This is a genomic window from Pseudomonas triticicola, from assembly GCF_019145375.1.
Classification (GTDB): domain Bacteria; phylum Pseudomonadota; class Gammaproteobacteria; order Pseudomonadales; family Pseudomonadaceae; genus Aquipseudomonas; species Aquipseudomonas triticicola.
The window spans coordinates 2,806,273-2,826,612 of sequence record NZ_JAHSTX010000001.1; the positions used below are offsets into that span (position 1 = coordinate 2,806,273).

A 20,340-nucleotide genomic window follows, 5' to 3' on the forward strand; every position below is an offset into this window, starting at 1 on the left:
AAACCACTACCTCAGCCGTTGGGCCCTACTGTCGCAACGATGGTCACTTGCTTGTTGTCCGGTACTTCCTGGTAGGCCAGTACATGCAGCCCTGGCACTGCGAGGCGGCCGAAGCGCGAGAGCATCGCGCGAATCGGGCCTGCTACCAGCAGGATCACCGGTTGGCCTTGCATTTCCTGACGCTGGGCCGCTTCGATCAACGAACGCTGCAGCTTCTCGGCCATGCTCGGCTCCAGCAGAACGCCCTCTTCCGAGCCTTGTCCTGCCTTCTGCAGACTATTGAGCAATATCTGTTCCAACCTTGGTTCCAATGTGATTACAGGCAGCTCGGACTCAGTGCCTACAATGCTTTGGACGATGGCGCGCGATACGCCGACCCGCACAGCGGCGACCAGCGCGGCGGTATCTTGACTCTTCGCGGCGTTGTTCGCGATCGCCTCGGCGATGCTGCGAATGTCGCGCACCGGCACGTGCTCGGCGAGCAGCGCTTGCAGAACCTTGAGCAACTGCGACAGCGAAACCACGCCCGGCACCAGCTCTTCAGCCAGTTTCGGCGAGCTCTTGGCCAGCAATTGCATGAGTTGCTGCACTTCCTCGTGGCCGATCAGCTCACTGGAGTGCTTGTACAGAATCTGGTTCAAGTGCGTGGCGACCACGGTGCTGGCGTCAACCACGGTATAGCCGAGCGATTGCGCCTGGGCACGCTGGCTGATTTCGATCCACACCGCCTCGAGGCCGAAAGCCGGATCTTTGGCGTTGATCCCGTTGAGCGAGCCGTACACCTGGCCCGGGTTGATCGCCAGTTCGCGATCCGGGTAGATCTCGGCCTCGGCGAGAATCACGCCCATCAGCGTCAGGCGGTAAGCGCTCGGCGCCAGATCGAGGTTGTCGCGGATGTGCACGGTCGGCATCAGGAAGCCCAGATCCTGCGAGAGCTTCTTGCGCACGCCCTTGATCCGCGCGAGCAATTGCCCACCCTGATTGCGGTCCACCAACGGGATCAGGCGATAGCCGACTTCGAGGCCGATCATGTCGATCGGCGTCACGTCGTCCCAGCCCAGCTCCTTGGTTTCCATGGCGCGGGCCGGCGACGGCAGCAGTTCCTGCTGACGCTTGACCTCTTCCAGCGCCACGACCTTGGCAACGTTCTGCTTTTTCCAGAACAGGTATGCGCCGCCTGCGGCCAGCGCGGCCATGCTCAGGAACGAGAAGTGCGGCATGCCGGGCACCAGGCCCATCACCGCCATCAAACCAGCGGCCACGGCCAGCGCTTTCGGCGAGGCGAACATCTGCCGGTTGATCTGCTTGCCCATGTCTTCCGAGCCGGAAGCACGGGTCACCATGATCGCCGCTGCTGTAGATAACAACAGTGATGGCAATTGCGCCACTAAACCGTCACCGATGGTCAGCAAGGCGTAAACCTTGCCCGCATCGCCGAAGCTCATGCCGTGCTGGAAGATACCGACCGCCATACCGCCGATGAGGTTGATGAACAGAATCAGCAGGCCGGCGATCGCGTCACCACGGACGAACTTGCTGGCACCGTCCATCGAACCGTAGAACTCCGCCTCCTGGGCGACTTCCTGACGGCGCGACTTGGCTTGATTCTGGTCGATCAGGCCGGCGTTGAGGTCGGCGTCGATCGCCATTTGTTTGCCGGGCATCGCATCGAGGGTGAAACGCGCGCTCACCTCGGAAATTCGCCCGGCACCTTTGGTTACCACGACGAAGTTGATGATCATGAGGATCGCGAAAACCACGATACCGACCACGTAGTTACCGCCGATCACCACCTCACCGAAGGCCTGAATCACCTTACCGGCGGCGGCGTGGCCGTCCTGACCGTGGAGCATCACCACCCGCGTCGAGGCCACGTTCAAAGCCAGGCGCAGCAACGTTGCGACCAGCAGAATGGTCGGGAACACGGCGAAATCCAGCGGCCGCAGCGCATACACGCAGACCAGCAGGACGACGATGGACAGGGCAATGTTGAAGGTAAAGAAGACGTCGAGCAGGAACGGCGGTACCGGCAACATCATCATCGCCAGCATGACCAGCAGCAACAACGGCACGCCCAAATTGCCTCGACTGAGATCGGCAACGTTGGTGCGTGCTGTATTGAATAACTGAGTGCGATCCACCGGTTTTCCCCGTTCCTTTAAAGCAAACTTTTGACGCCCCGAACGGGCGCAGGGCGGCTATTGCAAGAAGCTTTCCAACTTTTGCCGGGGAATGAAATAGAGCGGTTTTGCTTGTGATTGTCGGCTGATTGGGCTGGCCCCTTCGCGAGCAGGCTCGCTCCCACAGTTTGAAATGCATTCCCAATCGGACATTTGGAATACGGCCCCTGTGGGAGCGAGCCTGCTCGCGAAGAGGCCATCGAATGCGGCGCATTTTTTCGATTTAAACGAAGCTGTTTAAAAGACACCTGCAGACACGGTCTCAAGGCTACAAATCCTTGCGCCATTGCCTACAGCCAAGCCAGAATCCGCCGGCTTGTGCGCTTTGGGGTCGGGTTCTATTGTTGTCCGGTCGCTGACGAATCAGCGATCGGGTTTAGCGACTCGAACTCATGTCAAAGGTGCATCAGCGTTCCAGGCTTCGTTGCGGATCTGTATGTTCGCGATTTCGTCATGGTGGCTGTATGCGGGAGACCTTCGGGTCTGCCGGGTGCCTTTGACCGGTTCGCTAACCCGCGTACAGCCGCCACCCTTCCTGTTTAGCGACAGGTTGTAGCGGCTCCACTTCAAAGGAGCTTCACCATGATCAAACCAACACCCAACCCGCCCGAATCCGACCCCACCTCCCCCTACGAATCCCTCGATTCGAAAAAACTTCATCAAGCCGCCGATCGCGCCCTCGACCACTACCTCTGCCCACCCGGCTCCACCCCGCCACCCTTCAGCCCCCGCGCCATGTACGCCGTCACCGCCGACACCAAAAACGAAGACCTGCTGGCCAACGCCTGCGAAACCCTCGCCTCGGCCAAAACCATCGCCCAGGAATTCGCCGGACTGGTCAAGCCATCGCAACGCCGAACATTGATGGGCATCGCACAACTGATCATGCTCGGAGAATTGGCGGTGAATCGGGTGCTGGATAATCTGGAATTGCCGCACTAGCGCCTCCTGACCCATTATCCCAGTGGGAGCGAGCCTGCTCGCGAAAGCTGACTTACAGGCAATATCTTCCCCCCAAAAAACCGCCGTTCCGAAGCAACCGGGACGGCAGTTTTTTTATTCACCCAATGACCATTCGTCGGAGACATGTCTTCACCTGTCAGATCTGACAGGTGCGCAACTTTCAATTATGCGCTCTGATACCCCCTGCACGTTCCCTCGCGCAGGAGCCTACTTCATGATCACCTCAATCCCACCGGACAATACCGTCCTCGTCCTGAGCCCGCCGATGATCAACGGCCAGACCACGCCTGTGGTAGGCGCACATATTGGCGTGCCTTTGGTGGCCTATGATCTGGTCACCGACGGAGAAGGCGCCGTTGTCCTCGTCGATCCACCGTTGGCGGGCACCATGGATCCCGGCGATGTCATGGAGCTTTGGCTTGAGGGGGAGTCAGCTGCGCTGGACAGCGAAACAATTGTCGATCCGAACGTGCGCACCACGTTACGCATTCCCAAGGGCCGACTGCATCCGGACCTGGTCAACAAGCTGTACTACACCGTTAGGCGCGGCAGCAGCAATATCGGCACTTTCACACCACCGCTGGAAATCCTCTACAACCGCATCCGCCCCGGGCTGAAGGATCGCCTGACCGACCCGGGTGGCCACTCCGAACTCAAGTTGCTATTGCCGGACGTGATCAAGAACGGCGTCGGCCCGGACTTCGTCAGCGCCGAAGTGTGCGTGGCCTACCCGTATTGCAGGGCTTATGACGTCATCACCCTCAAGTGCAACGGCGAACTGCTGGAACCCAAGCCCAAGGTCAATCCGAATCAGGCGCCGCAACCGCCGAATCCCGGTGACGAACACCCCATCACCATTTGCTTCACCGTCACTCGCGTGTTTCTCGACAAGGCGAAACGGCTGGATAAAAAACTGCATTTTTCCTACACCGTCACCGACCAGATCGGCAACGGCCCGGATACTGTTGCGCCGTGGTCGCCGTTGCAGACGGTGGATGAGGATCTGGATGGCACTCGTCTGCCGATGCCGATCCTGCTGGAACGCCCGGAAGACTATCCCGGTGATGACGCGAGCATCATCGATCTGGAAAAACTCGCGGGTAATCCGCTGCTGCTGGTCGTCCTGACCACCGATAACCGTTTCGTCGTGGGCTACGACGTTATCGCGACCTATACCGCGACTAACACGGGGCAACCTGTCGACGTAGTGGTGACTGTCCCCGGCAAAGTCGAAGCGGATCCGTTCGGAGTCAAAAAAACCCTGTTTCTTGAGGTAGCCAACGACAAGATATTTGCGGCGAGCAACGTCACCGTCACCTACGAACTGCGCAAGCCTGATGGCGATCTTGTGGGAAGTTCCTACACGGCCAAAGCTGAGGTAAGCGACACGGCCCCGATTGATCTGCAACCAGAAATCACCTCGGTAAAAGACTCCCTAAACAAAGAGATTCCACATAACGGTGGCACCGTCGATCCTCAGGTGAAGCTGACCGGTACTGCGACACCACGGCAGCGAGTCGAGGTTCTCGAGGGAAGTACCTCAAAAGGAAAATGGCCGGTCAATGCAGATGGCGAATGGACTTACGAAACCACGTTGTCGGGCGTCGGAACTCGGACATTTACCGCGAAAGCAGACTACGGCACGGGGCAGGTCTCTGCAGACAGGACGTTCACCCTTTCGGATGCACTGACGCCTGTCATAGATTCGGTGAAGGACTCCGCAGGCGTGGAAATACCCAACAACGGGTTCACATCCGATACCGCCATCAAATTGAGCGGCACCGCCACACCGCGTCTGAAAGTCGAGATTTTTGATGGCGCTGTCTCGAGAGGCAGCGCGGAGGTGAATGGCAGCACCGGCAAATGGGAACTTGAGGTGACGGGACTGACTCTCTCCACGCACAGCTTTACTGCCAAGGCGCTGTACGGTTCAGGTGCCGTGTCGGCCGCCAGAACACTGACCGTCACAGCCGCCACCGCCCCGACATTGACCTCCGTGAAGGGCTCGCCCAGCGGTGTCGAAATCCCTCAAGGCGGGGTGACGGTGGAAACGGCCGTAATCCTGAGCGGTGTCGCTGCCAAGGGCCAGAAAATCAGGGTGCTTGACGGCACGACAGCCAAAGGTGAACCCACCGCCGACCCGGCAACCGGGATCTGGACGTTGACCGTCACCGGCCTGACGGTCGCCCCGCACAGTTTCACCGCCAAGGCGCTTTACGGTTCCGGCGCCGTATCGGCTGCCAGAACGCTGACAGTCGTGCAAATTCTTGTGCCCGAACTCCGCTTGATCACTGACTCAGCATCGATCGAGATTCCCAACAATGGTCAAACCACCCATACAACGATCATCTTGAGCGGGATTGCCACCCCGGGCACCGTGATTGACCTGGTGAACTATGGTGCGCCTCTGCCCAACACCAACATTCAAGTCAATGCGCAAGGTACATGGACGTTTCAACTCACTGGACTCAGTGTCGGGACCACCTATAACTTGCGCGCCAGGCGCCAAGGGGGATCGGTTTCAAACGCCCGGAACGTGGTAGTCGTAGCCGCCACCGCTCCGACTTTGACATCGGTCAAAGGCTCTCCCAGCGGCGTCGAAATTCCCCAAGGCGGCAGCACCGTTGAAACAGCTGTCACCCTGAGCGGCGTCGCGGCCAAAGGCCAGAAAGTCGAAATCTTTGACGGCACTGTCTCCAAAGGTCAGGCGACTGCACATGCCACAACCGGGGTCTGGACGTTGCTCGTCAGTGCCCTCACTGTGGCAGCACACAGCTTCAAGGCCAAGGCGTTGTATGGCACGGGTGCCGAGTCAGCGGTCAGGACGATGACCGTGACGGCCGCCACCGCCCCGACACTGACCTCCGTGAAGGGCTCGCCCAGCGGTGTCGAAATCCCTAACGCAGGTTTCACGGTAGAAACCGCCGTAAAGCTGTCCGGCGTCGCTGCCAAGGGTCAGCAAATCGAAGTGTTCGACGGTACAACCTCAAAAGGCAAAGCGGCTGCCGATCGCACAACGGGCATATGGGAACTGCCGGTTACAGGTCTGAATGTTGCTGCGCACAGCTTCAAGGCCAAGGCGTTGTATGGCACAGGTGCCGAGTCAGCGGTCAGGACGATGACCGTGACGGCCGCCACCGCCCCGACATTGACCTCCGTGAAGGGCTCGCCCAGCGGTGTCGAAATCCCTCAAGGCGGGGTGACGGTGGAAACGGCCGTAATCCTGAGCGGTGTCGCTGCCAAGGGCCAGAAAGTCAGGGTGCTTGACGGCACGACAGCCAAAGGTGAACCCACCGCCGACCCGGCAACCGGGATCTGGACGTTGACCGTCACCGGCCTGACGGTCGCCCCGCACAGTTTCACCGCCAAGGCGCTTTACGGTTCCGGCGCCGTATCGGCTGCCAGAACGCTGACAGTCGTGCAAATTCTTGTGCCCGAACTCCGCTTGATCACTGACTCAGCATCGATCGAGATTCCCAACAATGGTCAAACCACCCATACAACGATCATCTTGAGCGGGATTGCCACCCCGGGCACCGTGATTGACCTGGTGAACTATGGTGCGCCTCTGCCCAACACCAACATTCAAGTCAATGCGCAAGGTACATGGACGTTTCAACTCACTGGACTCAGTGTCGGGACCACCTATAACTTGCGCGCCAGGCGCCAAGGGGGATCGGTTTCAAACGCCCGGAACGTGGTAGTCGTAGCCGCCACCGCTCCGACTTTGACATCGGTCAAAGGCTCTCCCAGCGGCGTCGAAATTCCCCAAGGCGGCAGCACCGTTGAAACAGCTGTCACCCTGAGCGGCGTCGCGGCCAAAGGCCAGAAAGTCGAAATCTTTGACGGCACTGTCTCCAAAGGTCAGGCGACTGCACATGCCACAACCGGGGTCTGGACGTTGCTCGTCAGTGCCCTCACTGTGGCAGCACACAGCTTCAAGGCCAAGGCGTTGTATGGCACGGGTGCCGAGTCAGCGGTCAGGACGATGACCGTGACGGCCGCCACCGCCCCGACACTGACCTCCGTGAAGGGCTCGCCCAGCGGTGTCGAAATCCCTAACGCAGGTTTCACGGTAGAAACCGCCGTAAAGCTGTCCGGCGTCGCTGCCAAGGGTCAGCAAATCGAAGTGTTCGACGGTACAACCTCAAAAGGCAAAGCGGCTGCCGATCGCACAACGGGCATATGGGAACTGCCGGTTACAGGTCTGAATGTTGCTGCGCACAGCTTCAAGGCCAAGGCGTTGTATGGCACAGGTGCCGAGTCAGCGGTCAGGACGATGACCGTGACGGCCGCCACCGCCCCGACATTGACCTCCGTGAAGGGCTCGCCCAGCGGTGTCGAAATCCCTCAAGGCGGGGTGACGGTGGAAACGGCCGTAATCCTGAGCGGTGTCGCTGCCAAGGGCCAGAAAGTCAGGGTGCTTGACGGCACGACAGCCAAAGGTGAACCCACCGCCGACCCGGCAACCGGGATCTGGACGTTGACCGTCACCGGCCTGACGGTCGCCCCGCACAGTTTCACCGCCAAGGCGCTTTACGGTTCCGGCGCCGTATCGGCTGCCAGAACGCTGACAGTCGTGCAAATTCTTGTGCCCGAACTCCGCTTGATCACTGACTCAGCATCGATCGAGATTCCCAACAATGGTCAAACCACCCATACAACGATCATCTTGAGCGGGATTGCCACCCCGGGCACCGTGATTGACCTGGTGAACTATGGTGCGCCTCTGCCCAACACCAACATTCAAGTCAATGCGCAAGGTACATGGACGTTTCAACTCACTGGACTCAGTGTCGGGACCACCTATAACTTGCGCGCCAGGCGCCAAGGGGGATCGGTTTCAAACGCCCGGAACGTGGTAGTCGTAGCCGCCACCGCTCCGACTTTGACATCGGTCAAAGGCTCTCCCAGCGGCGTCGAAATTCCCCAAGGCGGCAGCACCGTTGAAACAGCTGTCACCCTGAGCGGCGTCGCGGCCAAAGGCCAGAAAGTCGAAATCTTTGACGGCACTGTCTCCAAAGGTCAGGCGACTGCACATGCCACAACCGGGGTCTGGACGTTGCTCGTCAGTGCCTTGGCTGTGGCAGCGCACAGCTTTACCGCCAAAGCTTTGTATGGGAGCAATCCTGTGTCGGCAGCACGGACCTTCACCGTGGCAGTGGCGACGGCCCCAACCATAGCCTCTGTCAAAGGGACTCTCAGCGGCAGGGAAATTCCGAAGGGCGGGACAACAGCCGAACTGGCGGTGACCCTCAGAGGCATCGCTGCCAAAGGACTAAAAGTCGAGGTTTTCGATCATGCAGTGCTCCAACGTGAAGCAACCGTCGATGGTGCCACTGGTGAGTGGACCATTAACGTAAATGGTCTCGGCAGGGTAGAACACAGTTTCAAAGTAAAAGCACTATATGGAACGAGGCCAGAGTCAGCGCCTTGGAACTTTACAGTTCTTAAAGCCATACATATTCCACAGGGACGGCTATTAATCGGCCAGTCTATAAGTACTGAAACGTGTAGGATTACGTTTTTGCATCAAAATCAAGTGAACTGTTATATAAACTGCGAGCATTGGAGAATCTTTCCGTATGTGCCCTACTCGCCAGGATCAATTACATATCAACTCGACTTTATTGGCCAAACGACAGAGCGAGTAAATCTCAAGGCCAATGGGGGGAACATTTCAGGGCTAACGACTATCACCTTTGATTTTCTTAATTCATCCGGAGCAACGATGGGCACCATAAGTAAGACTATTAACAGGGGGGCGGAGTACCATTTAATTGATTCAGGAAGACTACCTGGGATTGCGTCGGTAAGGATAACTGTAACCGGCCAAATTTATATTACTAATTGGGAGTTTGGCAAGGTGCCATAGGCAGACTTTTTGCCCTCGCTTTCGGGTAATTGCAGAAATGCAGCCGACGTAAAACCCCAACCGAGTTTGAAGCTCGGCTGGGGAGAAAAGGGTACAGACTTATCTACCGTCAACTTTGGCCAAGGACTGAAATAGAGAGGTTTGAGCGTGAATTGTCCGCTAACCGGAAATGCCCCTTTCGCGAGCGGGCTCGCTCCCACAAAGAAATGCACTCCCAATGTGTGAGTGGAATGCAATTCAACTGTGAGAGCGAGCTTGCTCGCGAAGGGGCCAGTGAAGTCAGCGCAAATCGCCTTTTAAACTCAGGCGTTTAAACGACACCTTCAGATACGCCTTTCAGGCTACAAATTCTTGCGCCATTGCCTACAGCTACGCCAGAATCCGCCGGCTTGTGCGCTTTGGGGTCGGGTTCTATTGTGGGTCGGTCGCTGACGAATCAGCGATCGGGTTTAGCGACCCGGACCATCTCAGTGCATCAGCGTTCGTGGCTTCGTTGTGGGATTTTTCGCCCGCAATTACGTTATGGCGGCTGTATGCGGGAGACCTTTGGGTCTACCGGGGTGCCTGTGACCGGTTCGCTAACCTGCGTACAGCTGCCACCTTCACTTGTTTAGCGACAGGGAAAGAGTGGCTCCATAACCTCAGGAGCTTCACCATGATCAAACCAACACCCAACCCACCCGAAACCGACCTCGCCTCCCCCTACGAATCCCTCGATTCCAAAAAGCTCAACGACGCCGCCGAACGCGCGCTCGACCATTACCTCTGCCCACCCGGCCCCACGCCACCGCCACGCAAAACCCGCCGGATGTACGCCGTTACCGCCGACTTCAAAAACGAGGAGCTGCTGGCCGATGCCAGCGAAACGCTCGCTTCTGCCAGAACCATCGCCCATGACTTCGCCCATCTCATCCCCGCGTCGCAGCGCAGGACGCTGTTGGGGATTGCGCAACTGATTATGCTCGGAGAACTGGCGGTGAATCGGGTGATGGATAATCTGGATTTGCCGCAGTAGCACGGTTGTGTGACGAGCCTTGAGTGAGGGGGCGTGGCTGCTGACGTCTTCGCGGGCAAGCCCGCTCCCACACGGATCTGCGCCGTTCACAAATCCCTGATCCACAGACGAACATGTGGGAGCAGGCTTGCTTCTGGCGGCGATCCGCCGAAGGCGACCTCACAGCCAGCACATATTTTCAGGCATAAAAAAACCGCTGGCCCGTTGAACAGGGCCGGCGGTTTTTTCGTTTCAGCGGCCTTGCGATCGATTGCTCAATACCGGAGGATTTTTACTTTTCCATTCTTGCTCCTGGGCAATTCGAACTCGACCTCGCCGCCCACTTTGATATTCGCCTGCAAGGCATCAGCCAATGGAATGCTGAATCGGTATTCTTTGGCAATCAGAAAAAAACCCGTGGCTTCGGCAAAGGAAAGGGATCGTCCCGATTGCTTCGGCGTGATGGTCCCTTTGCCGGTTTTTTCATCGTAGCTGCTGAAAATACCTTTCATTGCCTTGCTCCCTTGCACTCGCCCGCCCGGCCGTGCGAGCGCGCGGCAGCACCTTGCATCAAACTGCAAAATTACGGCGAGCGCACCTGTCAGAGTTGACAGTAAGGGGAGATCTCAGACCAATGGCTGCGCAGCAACATCAAGAATCCCGACGCAAATCCGGCGGAATCGGCAAATCATCCTTCAACGGATCCGGCCGTTTGCCCTTGCCCGCCTGATGCTGGCGGATCTGGTAGACGTACGCCAGCACCTGCGCCACCGCCAGATACAGCCCGCCAGGAATTTCCTGCTCAAGCTCAGTTGAGTAATAGATTGAGCGCGCCAGCGCGGGCGATTCAAGCAGCATGACGTTGTTGGCCACTGCGATTTCGCGGATTTTCAGGGCGATGAAATCGCTGCCCTTGGCCAGTAGCACCGGCGCGCCGCCCTTTTCCGAGTCGTATTTGAGTGCGACGGCGTAGTGGGTCGGGTTGGTGATGACCACGTCGGCTTCGGGAATCGCCGCCATCATCCGGCGTTGCGACATTTCGCGCTGGGTCTGGCGGATGCGTTGTTTGACCTCCGGGCGGCCTTCCTGATCCTTGTGCTCGTCGCGTACTTCCTGCTTGGTCATCAGCAGTTTCTTGTGCGCTTCCCAGAGCTGCACCGGCACGTCGACGGCCGCGATGATGATCAGGCCGCAGGCCAGCCACAGGGTGCTCCAGCCCACCAGCAAGACGCTGTGAATGATCGCCATGTCCAGTGGCTCGTGGGCAATGCGCAGAAAGTCATCGACGTCGGCGGACAGCACCACCAGCGCCACGCCCAGGGTAATCAGAAATTTCGCCAGGGCCTTGAGCAGTTCGACCACAGCCTTGAACGAAAACATGCGCTTGATGCCGGCTGCCGGGTTCATCCGGCTGAATTTGGGCGCCAGCGACTTTGCGGCAAACAGCCAGCCACCGAGAGAGATCGGCCCGATGATGGCGGCGAGCAACAGCGTGATCATCACCGGCTGAATCGCCAGCAACGCGATCAGGCCCGACTCCAGCAAGAATCGGCCCATGGCGCCTTGATCCATGACCACTTCGCGGGACAGGGTGAAGTTCAGGCGCATCACGTCCATCATTTCTTGCGCGAGCATGCCGCCGAAGATCAGCAGCGCAGAGGCACCGGCCATCATCACGGCCAGAGTGTTGAGCTCTTTGGAGCGGGCAATCTCACCCTTCTCACGGGAGTCCTTTTTGCGTTTCTCCGTGGGGTCTTCTGTTTTGTCCTGACCGCTTTCGCTCTCTGCCATGACTCAGCGCGCCCGTGCCAGTTCGCGTAGCAACTGCAAGGCTTCGCTGGCCAGCGGTTGATACTGGTTGAGAATGTCCGCCAGCCCCACCCAGACAATGAACAGGCCGAGCACCATGGTCAGTGGGAAACCGATCGAAAAGATGTTCAGTTGCGGCGCAGCGCGGGTCATCACGCCGAAAGCGATGTTGACTACCAGCAGTGCGGTGATTGCCGGCAACACCAACAGCAATGCGGCGCCCAGTACCCAGCCGAGTTTGCCGGCCAGCTCCCAGTAATGCTCAACCATCAACCCGCCGCCGACCGGCAGCGTGGTGAAGCTTTCAGTGAGGACTTCGAATACAACCAGATGGCCGTTCATCGACAGGAACAACAGCGTCACCAGCATGGTGAAGAACTGCCCGATCACCGCCACCGAAACGCCGTTGGTAGGGTCGATCATCGAGGCGAAGCCCATACCCATCTGCACCGCGACAATCTGCCCGGCGACGGCGAAGGCCTGGAAGAACAGTTGCAGGGAAAATCCGAGCACGGCGCCGACCAGAATCTGCTCGCCGATCAGCAGCAGGCCGCTGAGATCCAGCGGGCTGACGGCGGGCATCGGCGGCAGCGCCGGGGTGATGACCACAGTGATCGCCACGGCGAAATACAGGCGCACGCGGCGCGGAATCAGGGTGGTGCCGAACACCGGCATGACCATCAGCATCGAGGCGACGCGAAACAGCGGCAACATGAACGACGCCACCCAGGTGCTGATCTGGGTGTCGGTCAGCTGAAGCAGCGATTGCATGGCTTAGCCGATGACCATCGGAATGTTTTTGTACAGCTGGATGATGTATTCCATGAACGTCTGCACGATCCACGGACCGCCGATGATCAGGGTCACCAGCATCACCAGCAGACGCGGCAGGAAGCTCAGGGTCTGTTCGTTGATCTGCGTGGCGGCCTGGAACATCGACACCAGCAGGCCGACCAGCAGGCTCGGCACCACCAGGATGGCGACCATCATGGTGGTCAGCCACAGGGCCTCACGAAAGATATCGACCGCGACTTCCGGCGTCATGGCGAAACACCTCCAAAACTGCTGGCCAGAGTACCGATGATCAGCGCCCAGCCATCGACCAGCACGAACAGCATGATCTTGAACGGCAGCGAAATGATCAGCGGCGAGAGCATCATCATACCCATGGCCATCAGCACGCTCGCGACAACCAGGTCGATGATCAGGAACGGAATGAAGATCATGAAGCCGATCTGGAAGGCGGTTTTAAGCTCGGAGGTCACGAACGCCGGTACCAGAATGGTCAGCGGCGCCTGATCCGGGCTGGCAATGTCGGTGCGCTTGGACAGGCGCATGAACAGCTCCAGATCGCTGGTGCGGGTCTGCGCGAGCATGAAGTCCTTGATCGGCACCTGAGCCTTTTCCACCGCTTGCTGGGCGGTGAGGGTTTCCGCCAGATACGGTTGCAGCGCGTCGTTGTTCACCCGGTCGAACACCGGCGCCATGATGAACAGCGTCAGGAACAGCGCCATGCCGGTGAGGATCTGGTTCGACGGCGTCTGTTGCAGGCCGAGGGCCTGACGCAGTATCGAGAAAACGATGATGATCCGCGTGAAACTGGTCATCAGAATGACCGCCGCCGGAATAAAGCTCAGCGCGGTCATGATCAGCAGGATCTGCAGACTGACCGAATATTCCTGCGCGCCGTCGGCATTGGTGCCCAGCGTGATCGCCGGGATCGACAACGGATCGGCGGCGAACGCCAGCGGCGCGGCCAGCAACAGGACCAGCGTCAAGACGATGCGGAGCGCACCCATTACTTCGTATCCTTTTGGTCCTTGCCAAGAATTTTCAGCAGATGCTGAGCAAATTCCGGCGTCGCTTTTTCACTGGCGGTGGGGACTTCGACCGGCTCTTTGAGCACGTGCAGCGCGGTGATGGTGCCGGGGCTGAGGCCGAGCAGAATCTGCTCGTTGCCGACCTGCACCAGCATCAAGCGGTCACGCGGACCGAGCGCGCGTGAGCCGATCAGCTCGATTACCTGGCCCTTGCCCGCTGGCCCCGCCTGCTGTACGCGGCGCAACAGCCAGGCGAGGAAAAAGATCAAACCCAGCACCAGCAGCAAACCGAACACCAGTTGCGTCAACTGACCGGCCACGCCGCTGTTGACCATTGGCGCGGTGGCGGCAGGCGCGGCAGTGGTTGCGCTCGGCTCGGCAGCCAGCACGCTCAACGGCCATGCCAGCAGCACCCAGAGAAACCTTTTCACTCAGCGCAGCTTCTTGATGCGTTCGCTTGGACTTATCACGTCGGTCAGGCGGATGCCGAACTTCTCGTTGACCACTACTACTTCGCCGTGGGCGATCAAGGTGCCGTTGACCAGCACGTCGAGCGGCTCACCGGCCAGACGATCAAGCTCAATCACCGAACCCTGGTTGAGTTGCAGCAGGTTGCGGATGTTGATGTCGGTGCTGCCGACTTCCATGGAGATCGACACCGGAATATCGAGAATCACGTCCAGGTTCGGACCGTCGAGGGTCACCGGATCGTTGTTCTTCGGCACGCTGCCGAACTCTTCCATCGGCAGACGGTTGGAGCTGGAAGTGCCTGCGTCGGCAGCCAGCAGTGCATCGATGTCAGCCTGGCCGGCATCACCGGTTTCTTCCAGGGCCGCAGCCCATTCATCGGCCAGTGCCTGGTCGTCCTGCGCGTTCATATCGTCGTTCATCATGTGTCCTCGGCGGGCAACAATTCGGTTAAATACGGGGGTGAAAAGCGCCGCCTCAACGACGCTCGATCGGCTCGATCACTTGCAACGCGAGGTTGCCTTTGTGCGAGCCCATCTTGACCTTGAAGGCCGGCACGCCGTTGGCGCGCATGATCATGTCTTCCGGCATCTCGACCGGGATCACATCGCCCGGTTGCATGTGCAGGATGTCGCGCAGCTTCAACTGGCGGCGGGCCACGGTGGCGCCGATCGGCACGTCGACATCGAGCACGTCCTGGCGCAGGGCGTTGACCCAGCGCTCGTCCTGATCGTCGAGGTCGGACTGGAAACCGGCGTCGAGCATCTCGCGCACCGGCTCGATCATCGAGTACGGCATGGTCACGTGCAGATCGCCGCCACCGCCATCGAGTTCGATGTGGAAGGTGGAGACCACAATCGCTTCGCTCGGGCCGACGATGTTGGCCATGGCCGGGTTCACTTCCGAGTTGATGTACTCGAAATTGACTTCCATGATCGCCTGCCAGGCTTCTTTCAGATCGACGAAAGCCTGCTCGAGCACCATGCGCACTACGCGCAGTTCGGTCGGGGTGAATTCCCGCCCTTCGATCTTGGCGTGACGGCCGTCGCCACCGAAGAAGTTGTCCACCAGCTTGAACACCAGTTTGGCGTCGAGGATGAACAGCGCGGTGCCGCGCAGCGGTTTGATCTTGACCAGGTTGAGGCTGGTCGGCACGTACAGCGAGTGCACGTATTCGCCGAATTTCATCACCTGCACGCCACCGACGGCCACGTCCGCCGAGCGGCGCAGCATGTTGAACATGCTGATGCGGGTGTAGCGGGCAAAGCGCTCGTTGATCATTTCCAGCGTCGGCATGCGTCCACGGACGATGCGATCCTGGCTGGTCAGGTCGTAGCTTTTGACACTGCCGGGTTCGGCAGCATTATCGGTCTGTACCAGACCATCATCGACGCCATGCAGCAGCGCATCGATTTCATCCTGGGACAGCAGATCCTGCACGGCCATGTCGTGTTCCTACTGCAGTACGAAATTAGTGAAAAGCAACTGTTCGATGACCACTTTGCCCAGTTCTTTCTGCGCCACTTCCTGGACGCTGGCGGTGGCCTTCTGGCGCAACATCTCTTGCCCGACCGGTGTCGCCAGTGTGGCGAAATCCTGACCGGAGAAGAGCATCACCAGGTTGTTGCGGATAACCGGCATGTGCACTTTGAGCGCGTCCAGATCGGCCTGATTACGCGCCAGCATGGTGATGCTCACCTGCATGTAGCGCTGACGGCCGTTCTGGTTGTAGTTGGCAACGAAGGCCGGCGCCATCGGCTCGAAAATCGCCGCCTGTTTGCCGACCGGCGCTGCTTCAGCGGCCTCGGCAGGCTTGCTCTGCGCGCCGTGCATGAAGAACCAGGTCGCCCCGACGGATGCACCGATCGCCACCAGCAACGCCAGCACGATCACGATGATCAGCTTGAGTTTGCCTTTAGTTGCGGGGTCTTTTACTGCTGCAGCTTCGCTCTTCGCCATGCCAATAATCCGTCACTAATCGGGGGTTTCACAGTCGCACGGCAAGGCAAGAGCAAGTGTTATGCCAGAAGTGTCGGAGGTCGAGAACGACGCTAAAGTCAAAAGCACCCTCACCCCAGCCCTCTCCCGTAGGGAGAGGGGGCCGACCGAGATGTAATGGGGCTGGACATCGACCTGCACAACCGAGGTGAGTGCAAGTTAAGGGCGGGAACCAACAGGTCACCGAATGTCGAACGGATTCAGCGATGCTCGTTCAGGTCGGCGTAGTTCTTCAAGATTCCCCAATCGGTCCCCTCTCCCTCTGGGAGAGGGCTAGGGTGAGGGGCTCTTGATTTGCTCAGGCGTAATAGTCGACCGCGCTGCTGCCAATCACGCTGGTAGTCTGCGCCGCCACTTCAGCGACAGTAGCCGGCGCCAATTCCTCATCCACCGAATCCAAGCGGCCACCCGCAGCACTGGTCCGGCCACTCTGGCCCTGCTGCGCCTGTTCCTGACCTTGCTGACCCTGCCAGCCACGGTTCTGGTCGGCGACATTGACATCCACCTGGCCCATGCCCTGCTGGTTGAACATGTCGCGCAGACGATGCATCTGGCTGTCGAGCGCTTCACGCACGCTTGGATGCGCGCTCATGAAAGTCACCTGGGTCTGCTGGTCGGGGACCATGTTGACGCGAATATCCAGACGCCCCAGCTCCGCCGGCTGCAACTGAATGTCGGCCGCTTTGAGGTTGACGCTGGACAGGTACATGACGCGGTTGACCACTTCTTCGGTCCAGCCGCTCTGGTGCATGGCGATCGGCTGATTCACCGGCAGCGCATTGGCGGTTTTCGGCGTAGCGGCCTGGGTCAGTGCCGCCAGACGGTTGGCGAAGTCGTCGACACGGGTGTCGCTGGTGGCGGACTTCAGATCCTTCAGGCCATCGTCGATCAGCCCGCTGAAAGCTTGTTCGCCGCCTTGGCTGGTGCTGTCCTTGTCGGCCTGCACGTCGAGCATGCTGGCCATGCCGGCGGCGAAGTTCTGCGCGGCGGTCAACTCGCCATCGGCCTGAGCCTGAGCAGGCGAGGCTTTCGGTTGCGCCTGGCTGGCGGCGGAAATATGCCCGCCCTGCTCCATCGCCATGCGCACGGCCGGCATCGAGTCGAGCGGGTCGGCTGTCGGATCAAATTCGCTGTCGGTGGCCGCCGGATCTTTGACCATGCCAGCCACCACTGCCAATGCCGGGGTTTCGGTTTCGGCGTGGGCTGGGGTTGCGACTGCTGGAGCCTGCACGACAGGCGCCGCCACCAACGGCTGAACGACTTGCGCCAGGGCCGGATCAAGCGCCGGGTCTACAGGCGCGGCATCGGCCACAGGGGTTTGTACCGTTTCAGTGGTGTCATTGGCAGTGGCAGTCGCGTCGTCGCTCGCCGCCGCTTTGTCGGCAGGCAACGCTTTGCCGCTATCGGCAACTGCTGGCTCGGGCGCGGCAGACTGATCTTTGCCGATATCCTTTTTGCCGCTGCTGTCCGCGACCTTGTCGCGTGCCGGCTTGACTGAATTGTCAGCGCTCACGGCAGGCTTGGCCGGCGCCTGATCGGCAAACACTCTGGCGAAGCTGGAAGCCTTGTCCCCGGCGTCTGCGGCCATTGCCGACGATTTGGCAGAGGCGGCTTGCGCCTTGGCCTGGGCGGCGGTCTGAAGAAGAATGTTGGGGGTCGCAGGCATGACACGGTCTCCGCTGCACTGGGATCGTAGGTACAGTTGAGCAAGATGACTGCAAGTGCCGGGCCAGTTTGGCCAGACACTTGCGAAAAGCGCCGGGCGGCAGCTTCAGTGGATGTGGGCGTGGTGCTTTTCGCTTTCGTACACCGGGCGTACTTCGGCGAATTCGGAATGGATATCGGCCACCAGTTGAGCGAGCGCTTCCGGACTTTTGTCCTTGGCATTCGACTCAAGATCCTGGCACAACTCGGCCAGTCGAACCGCGCCCATGTTGCTGGCACTGCCCTTGAAGCTATGGGCTACATCGGAAAGCGCTTTGGCGCTGGTGCTGTCCTGCAACTCGTGCAGGCGGCTTTGCGAATCTGCCAGAAAAGTCTCCAGCAATTCCGTATAGCCGTCCTCCATCACCTCGCGCAAAGTATCGAGGACTTCGCGATCTACATGTGGGTCTGTCACTTGCTCACTCCTTGATCAAGAATGGGCGGATTATGCCTCAATCTTCCAGAAAAACGCCACGCTGGCACTACGACCCTGGTCTGACCAAGTGGCGTTGCGCCCCAGTTGCCGGACCAGACCGATGCCGCGTCCCGACAAGCGGACGTTATCCACGGGCCGCTCCATGACCCGCGCCACATCAAAACCTTTGCCGCTATCCTCGACGCGAATGACCAGCCGCCCACCCTCGCCTTGCGGCTGGACCTGCAAATGCACGCGCACGAAACCGTCTTGCAGCGCCTCCAGTCGCGCCGCGCGCATTTCGTAGTAACGGGCAAAACCAGTGGCATCACGCTTGAGGCTCGAGTCCAGCCCGAGCACGCCATGCTCCAGCGCGTTGGAATACAGCTCGGCGAGCACGCTGTACAGCGCTCCGCTCTGCGCGCGCAGGCCATGCACCTCTAGCAGCAACTGCAAGAGGAACGGCAACGGATTGAAGCGCCTGAGCGTGGCGCCGCGAAATTCGAAACTGGCCGACCAGTCCAGCGGGCACGACTGGCCGCTGTCGGAATACACCGGCGCCGCGCCGTGGGCCTGCGCCGACTCAAGCAGACTGACCTCGACCATGCTCACATCATCACGGACCTGTCCGCGAAAATCGCGCAGTGCCTGTTCGATATCCTCGAACAGCCGATCCGGCTCGCGGTTCGCCGCAAACACCTGCTGCAAGCGCTCGACGCCGAACAACTGGTCATTGGCATCACAGGTATCGATCACCCCGTCCGATAACAGAAACACCCGATCATCGACGGCCATCGGATACACATCCGTACGGTCATCGAAGGCTTGCGCGCTGAGAATCCCCAGGGGCAAATGCCGCGCCGGCAACGGCACGCGCTCGCCGCTGACCATGCGGTGCAAGTAACCGTCGGGCATGCCGCCGTTCCATACCTCCACTGAACGGCTCTGGAAACTCAGACTGAGCAAGGTAGCGCAGCAGAACATGTCCACCGGCAGGATGCGCTTGAGCTTGGCGTTCATCTCGCGCAGGGTTTCGGCCAGGCCGTAGCCTTTGGCGGTCATCCCATAAAACACTTCGGCCAGCGGCATCGCCCCCACCGCTGCCGGCAAGCCATGCCCGGTGAAATCGCCGAGCATGACGTGCATGTCACCGGCCGGCGTGTACGCCGCGAGCAACAGATCACCATTGAACAGCGCGTAAGGCGATTGCAGGTAACGGATGTTCGGCGCACTCAGGCACCCGGAATGCGCGACCTTGTCGAACACCGCTTTGGCCACGCGTTGTTCGTTGAGCAGATAGTCATGATGTTTCGCGATCAGATCGCGCTGCTGCAGGACCGTGGCCTGAAGGCGACGCAAGCGATCCATCGCCTTGATTTTGGCGGCAAGGATCACCTGGTTGTACGGCTTCGCCAGAAAATCGTCACCACCAGCCTCCAGACAACGGGCCAGCGCTTCACTCTCGGTCAGCGACGTGAGGAAAATGATCGGCACCAGCGCTTCACCCGCCAGCGCCTTGATCTGCCGCGCCGCCTCGAAGCCGTCCATCACCGGCATCAGCGCGTCCATCAATACCAGATCAGGCTGCTGATCTTTGAACGTTTCCACCGCCTCGGCACCATTGGCCGCTGTCAGCACCTGATGGCCCTGACGGCGGACGATGGTCGATAGCAGCAGCCGGTCGGCGGCACTGTCTTCGGCGATAAGAATGGTCAGCGGCTCTTGCGCCTGCATGGGCGTCAACTGATGTCGAAGAGTTTGTCGAAGTTGGAAATCGCGAGGATTTTCTTCACATCGGTGCTGCTGTTGACGACGCGGATATCCGAATTGTCGCCACCAGCGTGATCACGCAGCAGGAGCAGCATGCCCAACGCGGAGCTGTCGAGGTAAGTGGCCTCTTTGAGATCGACCACGATGGATTCGGGTTTGTGTGGGAGCCGTTCATACGACTCGCGAAATTCCTGATGGCGACCGAAATCGAACCGGCCTTTGACGGCGATGGTGAGCTTTTTCTGGTCTGGAGAGACTTCTGTAACGACTGACATTGACTGGCTTCCTTGTCATTGACGAACCTGTACAAGGTGTAGCACCTGGATAGGCTTGGGGCAAGGCGC

General features: G+C 59.4%; 17 protein-coding genes. 3 read left to right on the forward strand and 14 right to left on the reverse strand.

Translation table 11 applies throughout. From position 1 onward, the window contains the following. Positions 1 to 11 precede the first annotated feature (11 nt). Positions 12 to 2,141 (reverse strand): flagellar biosynthesis protein FlhA, encoded by a 2,130-nt coding sequence (gene flhA, locus KVG85_RS12470; RefSeq protein ID WP_016771062.1) that lies wholly within the window; start codon positions 2,139 to 2,141, stop codon positions 12 to 14. 621 nt (positions 2,142 to 2,762) lie between these two features. On the opposite strand from flhA, the gene KVG85_RS12475 reads away from it, so the two are divergent. The 3 genes from KVG85_RS12475 (at position 2,763) to KVG85_RS12485 (ending at position 10,033) form a co-directional block, all read left to right on the forward strand. After that, positions 2,763 to 3,122 carry a DUF6124 family protein gene (locus KVG85_RS12475; protein ID WP_217864000.1) on the forward strand — a complete coding sequence of 120 codons (360 nt, stop codon included), beginning with the start codon at positions 2,763 to 2,765 and terminating at the stop codon, positions 3,120 to 3,122. 235 nt (positions 3,123 to 3,357) lie between these two features. Beyond that, complete coding sequence (locus KVG85_RS12480; RefSeq protein ID WP_217864001.1) at positions 3,358 to 9,018, forward strand: hypothetical protein; 5,661 nt, start codon at positions 3,358 to 3,360, stop codon at positions 9,016 to 9,018. A 655-nt stretch (positions 9,019 to 9,673) separates the two neighbouring features. Next, complete coding sequence (locus KVG85_RS12485) at positions 9,674 to 10,033, forward strand: DUF6124 family protein (protein WP_217864002.1); 360 nt, start codon at positions 9,674 to 9,676, stop codon at positions 10,031 to 10,033. A 254-nt stretch (positions 10,034 to 10,287) separates the two neighbouring features. Here the strand turns inward: KVG85_RS12485 and KVG85_RS12490 are convergent, their stop codons facing one another. The 13 genes from KVG85_RS12490 to KVG85_RS12550 all read right to left on the reverse strand — a co-directional run bounded on the left by KVG85_RS12490 (position 10,288) and on the right by KVG85_RS12550 (position 20,271). Next, on the reverse strand, positions 10,288 to 10,524 hold the full coding sequence (locus KVG85_RS12490) for a hypothetical protein (protein ID WP_217864003.1): 237 nt from the start codon (positions 10,522 to 10,524) through the stop codon (positions 10,288 to 10,290). A gap of 139 nt (positions 10,525 to 10,663) precedes the next feature. Further along, positions 10,664 to 11,803, reverse strand: coding sequence for a flagellar biosynthesis protein FlhB (gene flhB, locus KVG85_RS12495; protein WP_071171448.1), 1,140 nt, complete (start codon positions 11,801 to 11,803; stop codon positions 10,664 to 10,666). Positions 11,804 to 11,806: 3 nt separating this feature from the next. Further along, the gene (gene fliR / locus KVG85_RS12500) at positions 11,807 to 12,592 is read right to left on the reverse strand and encodes a flagellar biosynthetic protein FliR (RefSeq protein WP_064362059.1); all 786 of its coding nucleotides are present in this window, start codon (positions 12,590 to 12,592) and stop codon (positions 11,807 to 11,809) included. A gap of 3 nt (positions 12,593 to 12,595) precedes the next feature. Next, on the reverse strand, positions 12,596 to 12,865 hold the full coding sequence (gene fliQ, locus KVG85_RS12505) for a flagellar biosynthesis protein FliQ (protein WP_016771067.1): 270 nt from the start codon (positions 12,863 to 12,865) through the stop codon (positions 12,596 to 12,598). Further along, complete coding sequence (fliP, locus tag KVG85_RS12510; protein ID WP_016771068.1) at positions 12,862 to 13,620, reverse strand: flagellar type III secretion system pore protein FliP; 759 nt, start codon at positions 13,618 to 13,620, stop codon at positions 12,862 to 12,864. Before fliP ends, fliQ begins: the two co-directional genes overlap by 4 nt. Beyond that, positions 13,620 to 14,072 carry a flagellar biosynthetic protein FliO gene (gene fliO / locus KVG85_RS12515; RefSeq protein ID WP_024012109.1) on the reverse strand — a complete coding sequence of 151 codons (453 nt, stop codon included), beginning with the start codon at positions 14,070 to 14,072 and terminating at the stop codon, positions 13,620 to 13,622. The genes fliP and fliO overlap by 1 nt, the downstream gene beginning before the upstream one ends. Beyond that, positions 14,073 to 14,531, reverse strand: a complete 459-nt coding sequence (gene fliN, locus KVG85_RS12520) for a flagellar motor switch protein FliN (protein WP_016771070.1) — start codon at positions 14,529 to 14,531, stop codon at positions 14,073 to 14,075. A 55-nt stretch (positions 14,532 to 14,586) separates the two neighbouring features. Beyond that, the gene (gene fliM, locus KVG85_RS12525; RefSeq protein ID WP_003222890.1) at positions 14,587 to 15,555 is read right to left on the reverse strand and encodes a flagellar motor switch protein FliM; all 969 of its coding nucleotides are present in this window, start codon (positions 15,553 to 15,555) and stop codon (positions 14,587 to 14,589) included. A 9-nt stretch (positions 15,556 to 15,564) separates the two neighbouring features. Next, entirely contained in the window at positions 15,565 to 16,068 is a 504-nt protein-coding gene (gene fliL / locus KVG85_RS12530) for a flagellar basal body-associated protein FliL (RefSeq protein ID WP_016771071.1), read from the reverse strand. Positions 16,069 to 16,405: 337 nt separating this feature from the next. Next, positions 16,406 to 17,773, reverse strand: a complete 1,368-nt coding sequence (locus tag KVG85_RS12535; RefSeq protein ID WP_217864004.1) for a flagellar hook-length control protein FliK — start codon at positions 17,771 to 17,773, stop codon at positions 16,406 to 16,408. 105 nt (positions 17,774 to 17,878) lie between these two features. Continuing rightward, on the reverse strand, positions 17,879 to 18,226 hold the full coding sequence (locus tag KVG85_RS12540; RefSeq protein WP_016771073.1) for an Hpt domain-containing protein: 348 nt from the start codon (positions 18,224 to 18,226) through the stop codon (positions 17,879 to 17,881). A gap of 30 nt (positions 18,227 to 18,256) precedes the next feature. Beyond that, a complete protein-coding gene (locus KVG85_RS12545; RefSeq protein WP_225926665.1) occupies positions 18,257 to 19,960 on the reverse strand; it encodes an ATP-binding SpoIIE family protein phosphatase in 1,704 nt (567 codons plus the stop codon). A gap of 5 nt (positions 19,961 to 19,965) precedes the next feature. Further along, on the reverse strand, positions 19,966 to 20,271 hold the full coding sequence (locus KVG85_RS12550) for an STAS domain-containing protein (protein ID WP_217864006.1): 306 nt from the start codon (positions 20,269 to 20,271) through the stop codon (positions 19,966 to 19,968). Between the last annotated feature and the right edge of the window lie 69 nt (positions 20,272 to 20,340).

Coding starts and splice junctions, on each gene's coding strand:
- KVG85_RS12475 (WP_217864000.1), top strand. CDS start 2,763: ATGATCAAACCAACACCCAACCCGCCCGAATCCGACCCCACCTCCCCC.
- KVG85_RS12480 (WP_217864001.1), top strand. CDS start 3,358: ATGATCACCTCAATCCCACCGGACAATACCGTCCTCGTCCTGAGCCCG.
- KVG85_RS12485 (WP_217864002.1), top strand. CDS start 9,674: ATGATCAAACCAACACCCAACCCACCCGAAACCGACCTCGCCTCCCCC.
- KVG85_RS12490 (WP_217864003.1), bottom strand. CDS start 10,524: ATGAAAGGTATTTTCAGCAGCTACGATGAAAAAACCGGCAAAGGGACC.
- flhB (WP_071171448.1), bottom strand. CDS start 11,803: ATGGCAGAGAGCGAAAGCGGTCAGGACAAAACAGAAGACCCCACGGAG.
- fliR (WP_064362059.1), bottom strand. CDS start 12,592: ATGCAATCGCTGCTTCAGCTGACCGACACCCAGATCAGCACCTGGGTG.
- fliQ (WP_016771067.1), bottom strand. CDS start 12,865: ATGACGCCGGAAGTCGCGGTCGATATCTTTCGTGAGGCCCTGTGGCTG.
- fliP (WP_016771068.1), bottom strand. CDS start 13,620: ATGGGTGCGCTCCGCATCGTCTTGACGCTGGTCCTGTTGCTGGCCGCG.
- fliN (WP_016771070.1), bottom strand. CDS start 14,531: ATGAACGACGATATGAACGCGCAGGACGACCAGGCACTGGCCGATGAA.
- fliM (WP_003222890.1), bottom strand. CDS start 15,555: ATGGCCGTGCAGGATCTGCTGTCCCAGGATGAAATCGATGCGCTGCTG.
- fliL (WP_016771071.1), bottom strand. CDS start 16,068: ATGGCGAAGAGCGAAGCTGCAGCAGTAAAAGACCCCGCAACTAAAGGC.
- KVG85_RS12535 (WP_217864004.1), bottom strand. CDS start 17,773: ATGCCTGCGACCCCCAACATTCTTCTTCAGACCGCCGCCCAGGCCAAG.
- KVG85_RS12545 (WP_225926665.1), bottom strand. CDS start 19,960: ATGCAGGCGCAAGAGCCGCTGACCATTCTTATCGCCGAAGACAGTGCC.
- KVG85_RS12550 (WP_217864006.1), bottom strand. CDS start 20,271: ATGTCAGTCGTTACAGAAGTCTCTCCAGACCAGAAAAAGCTCACCATC.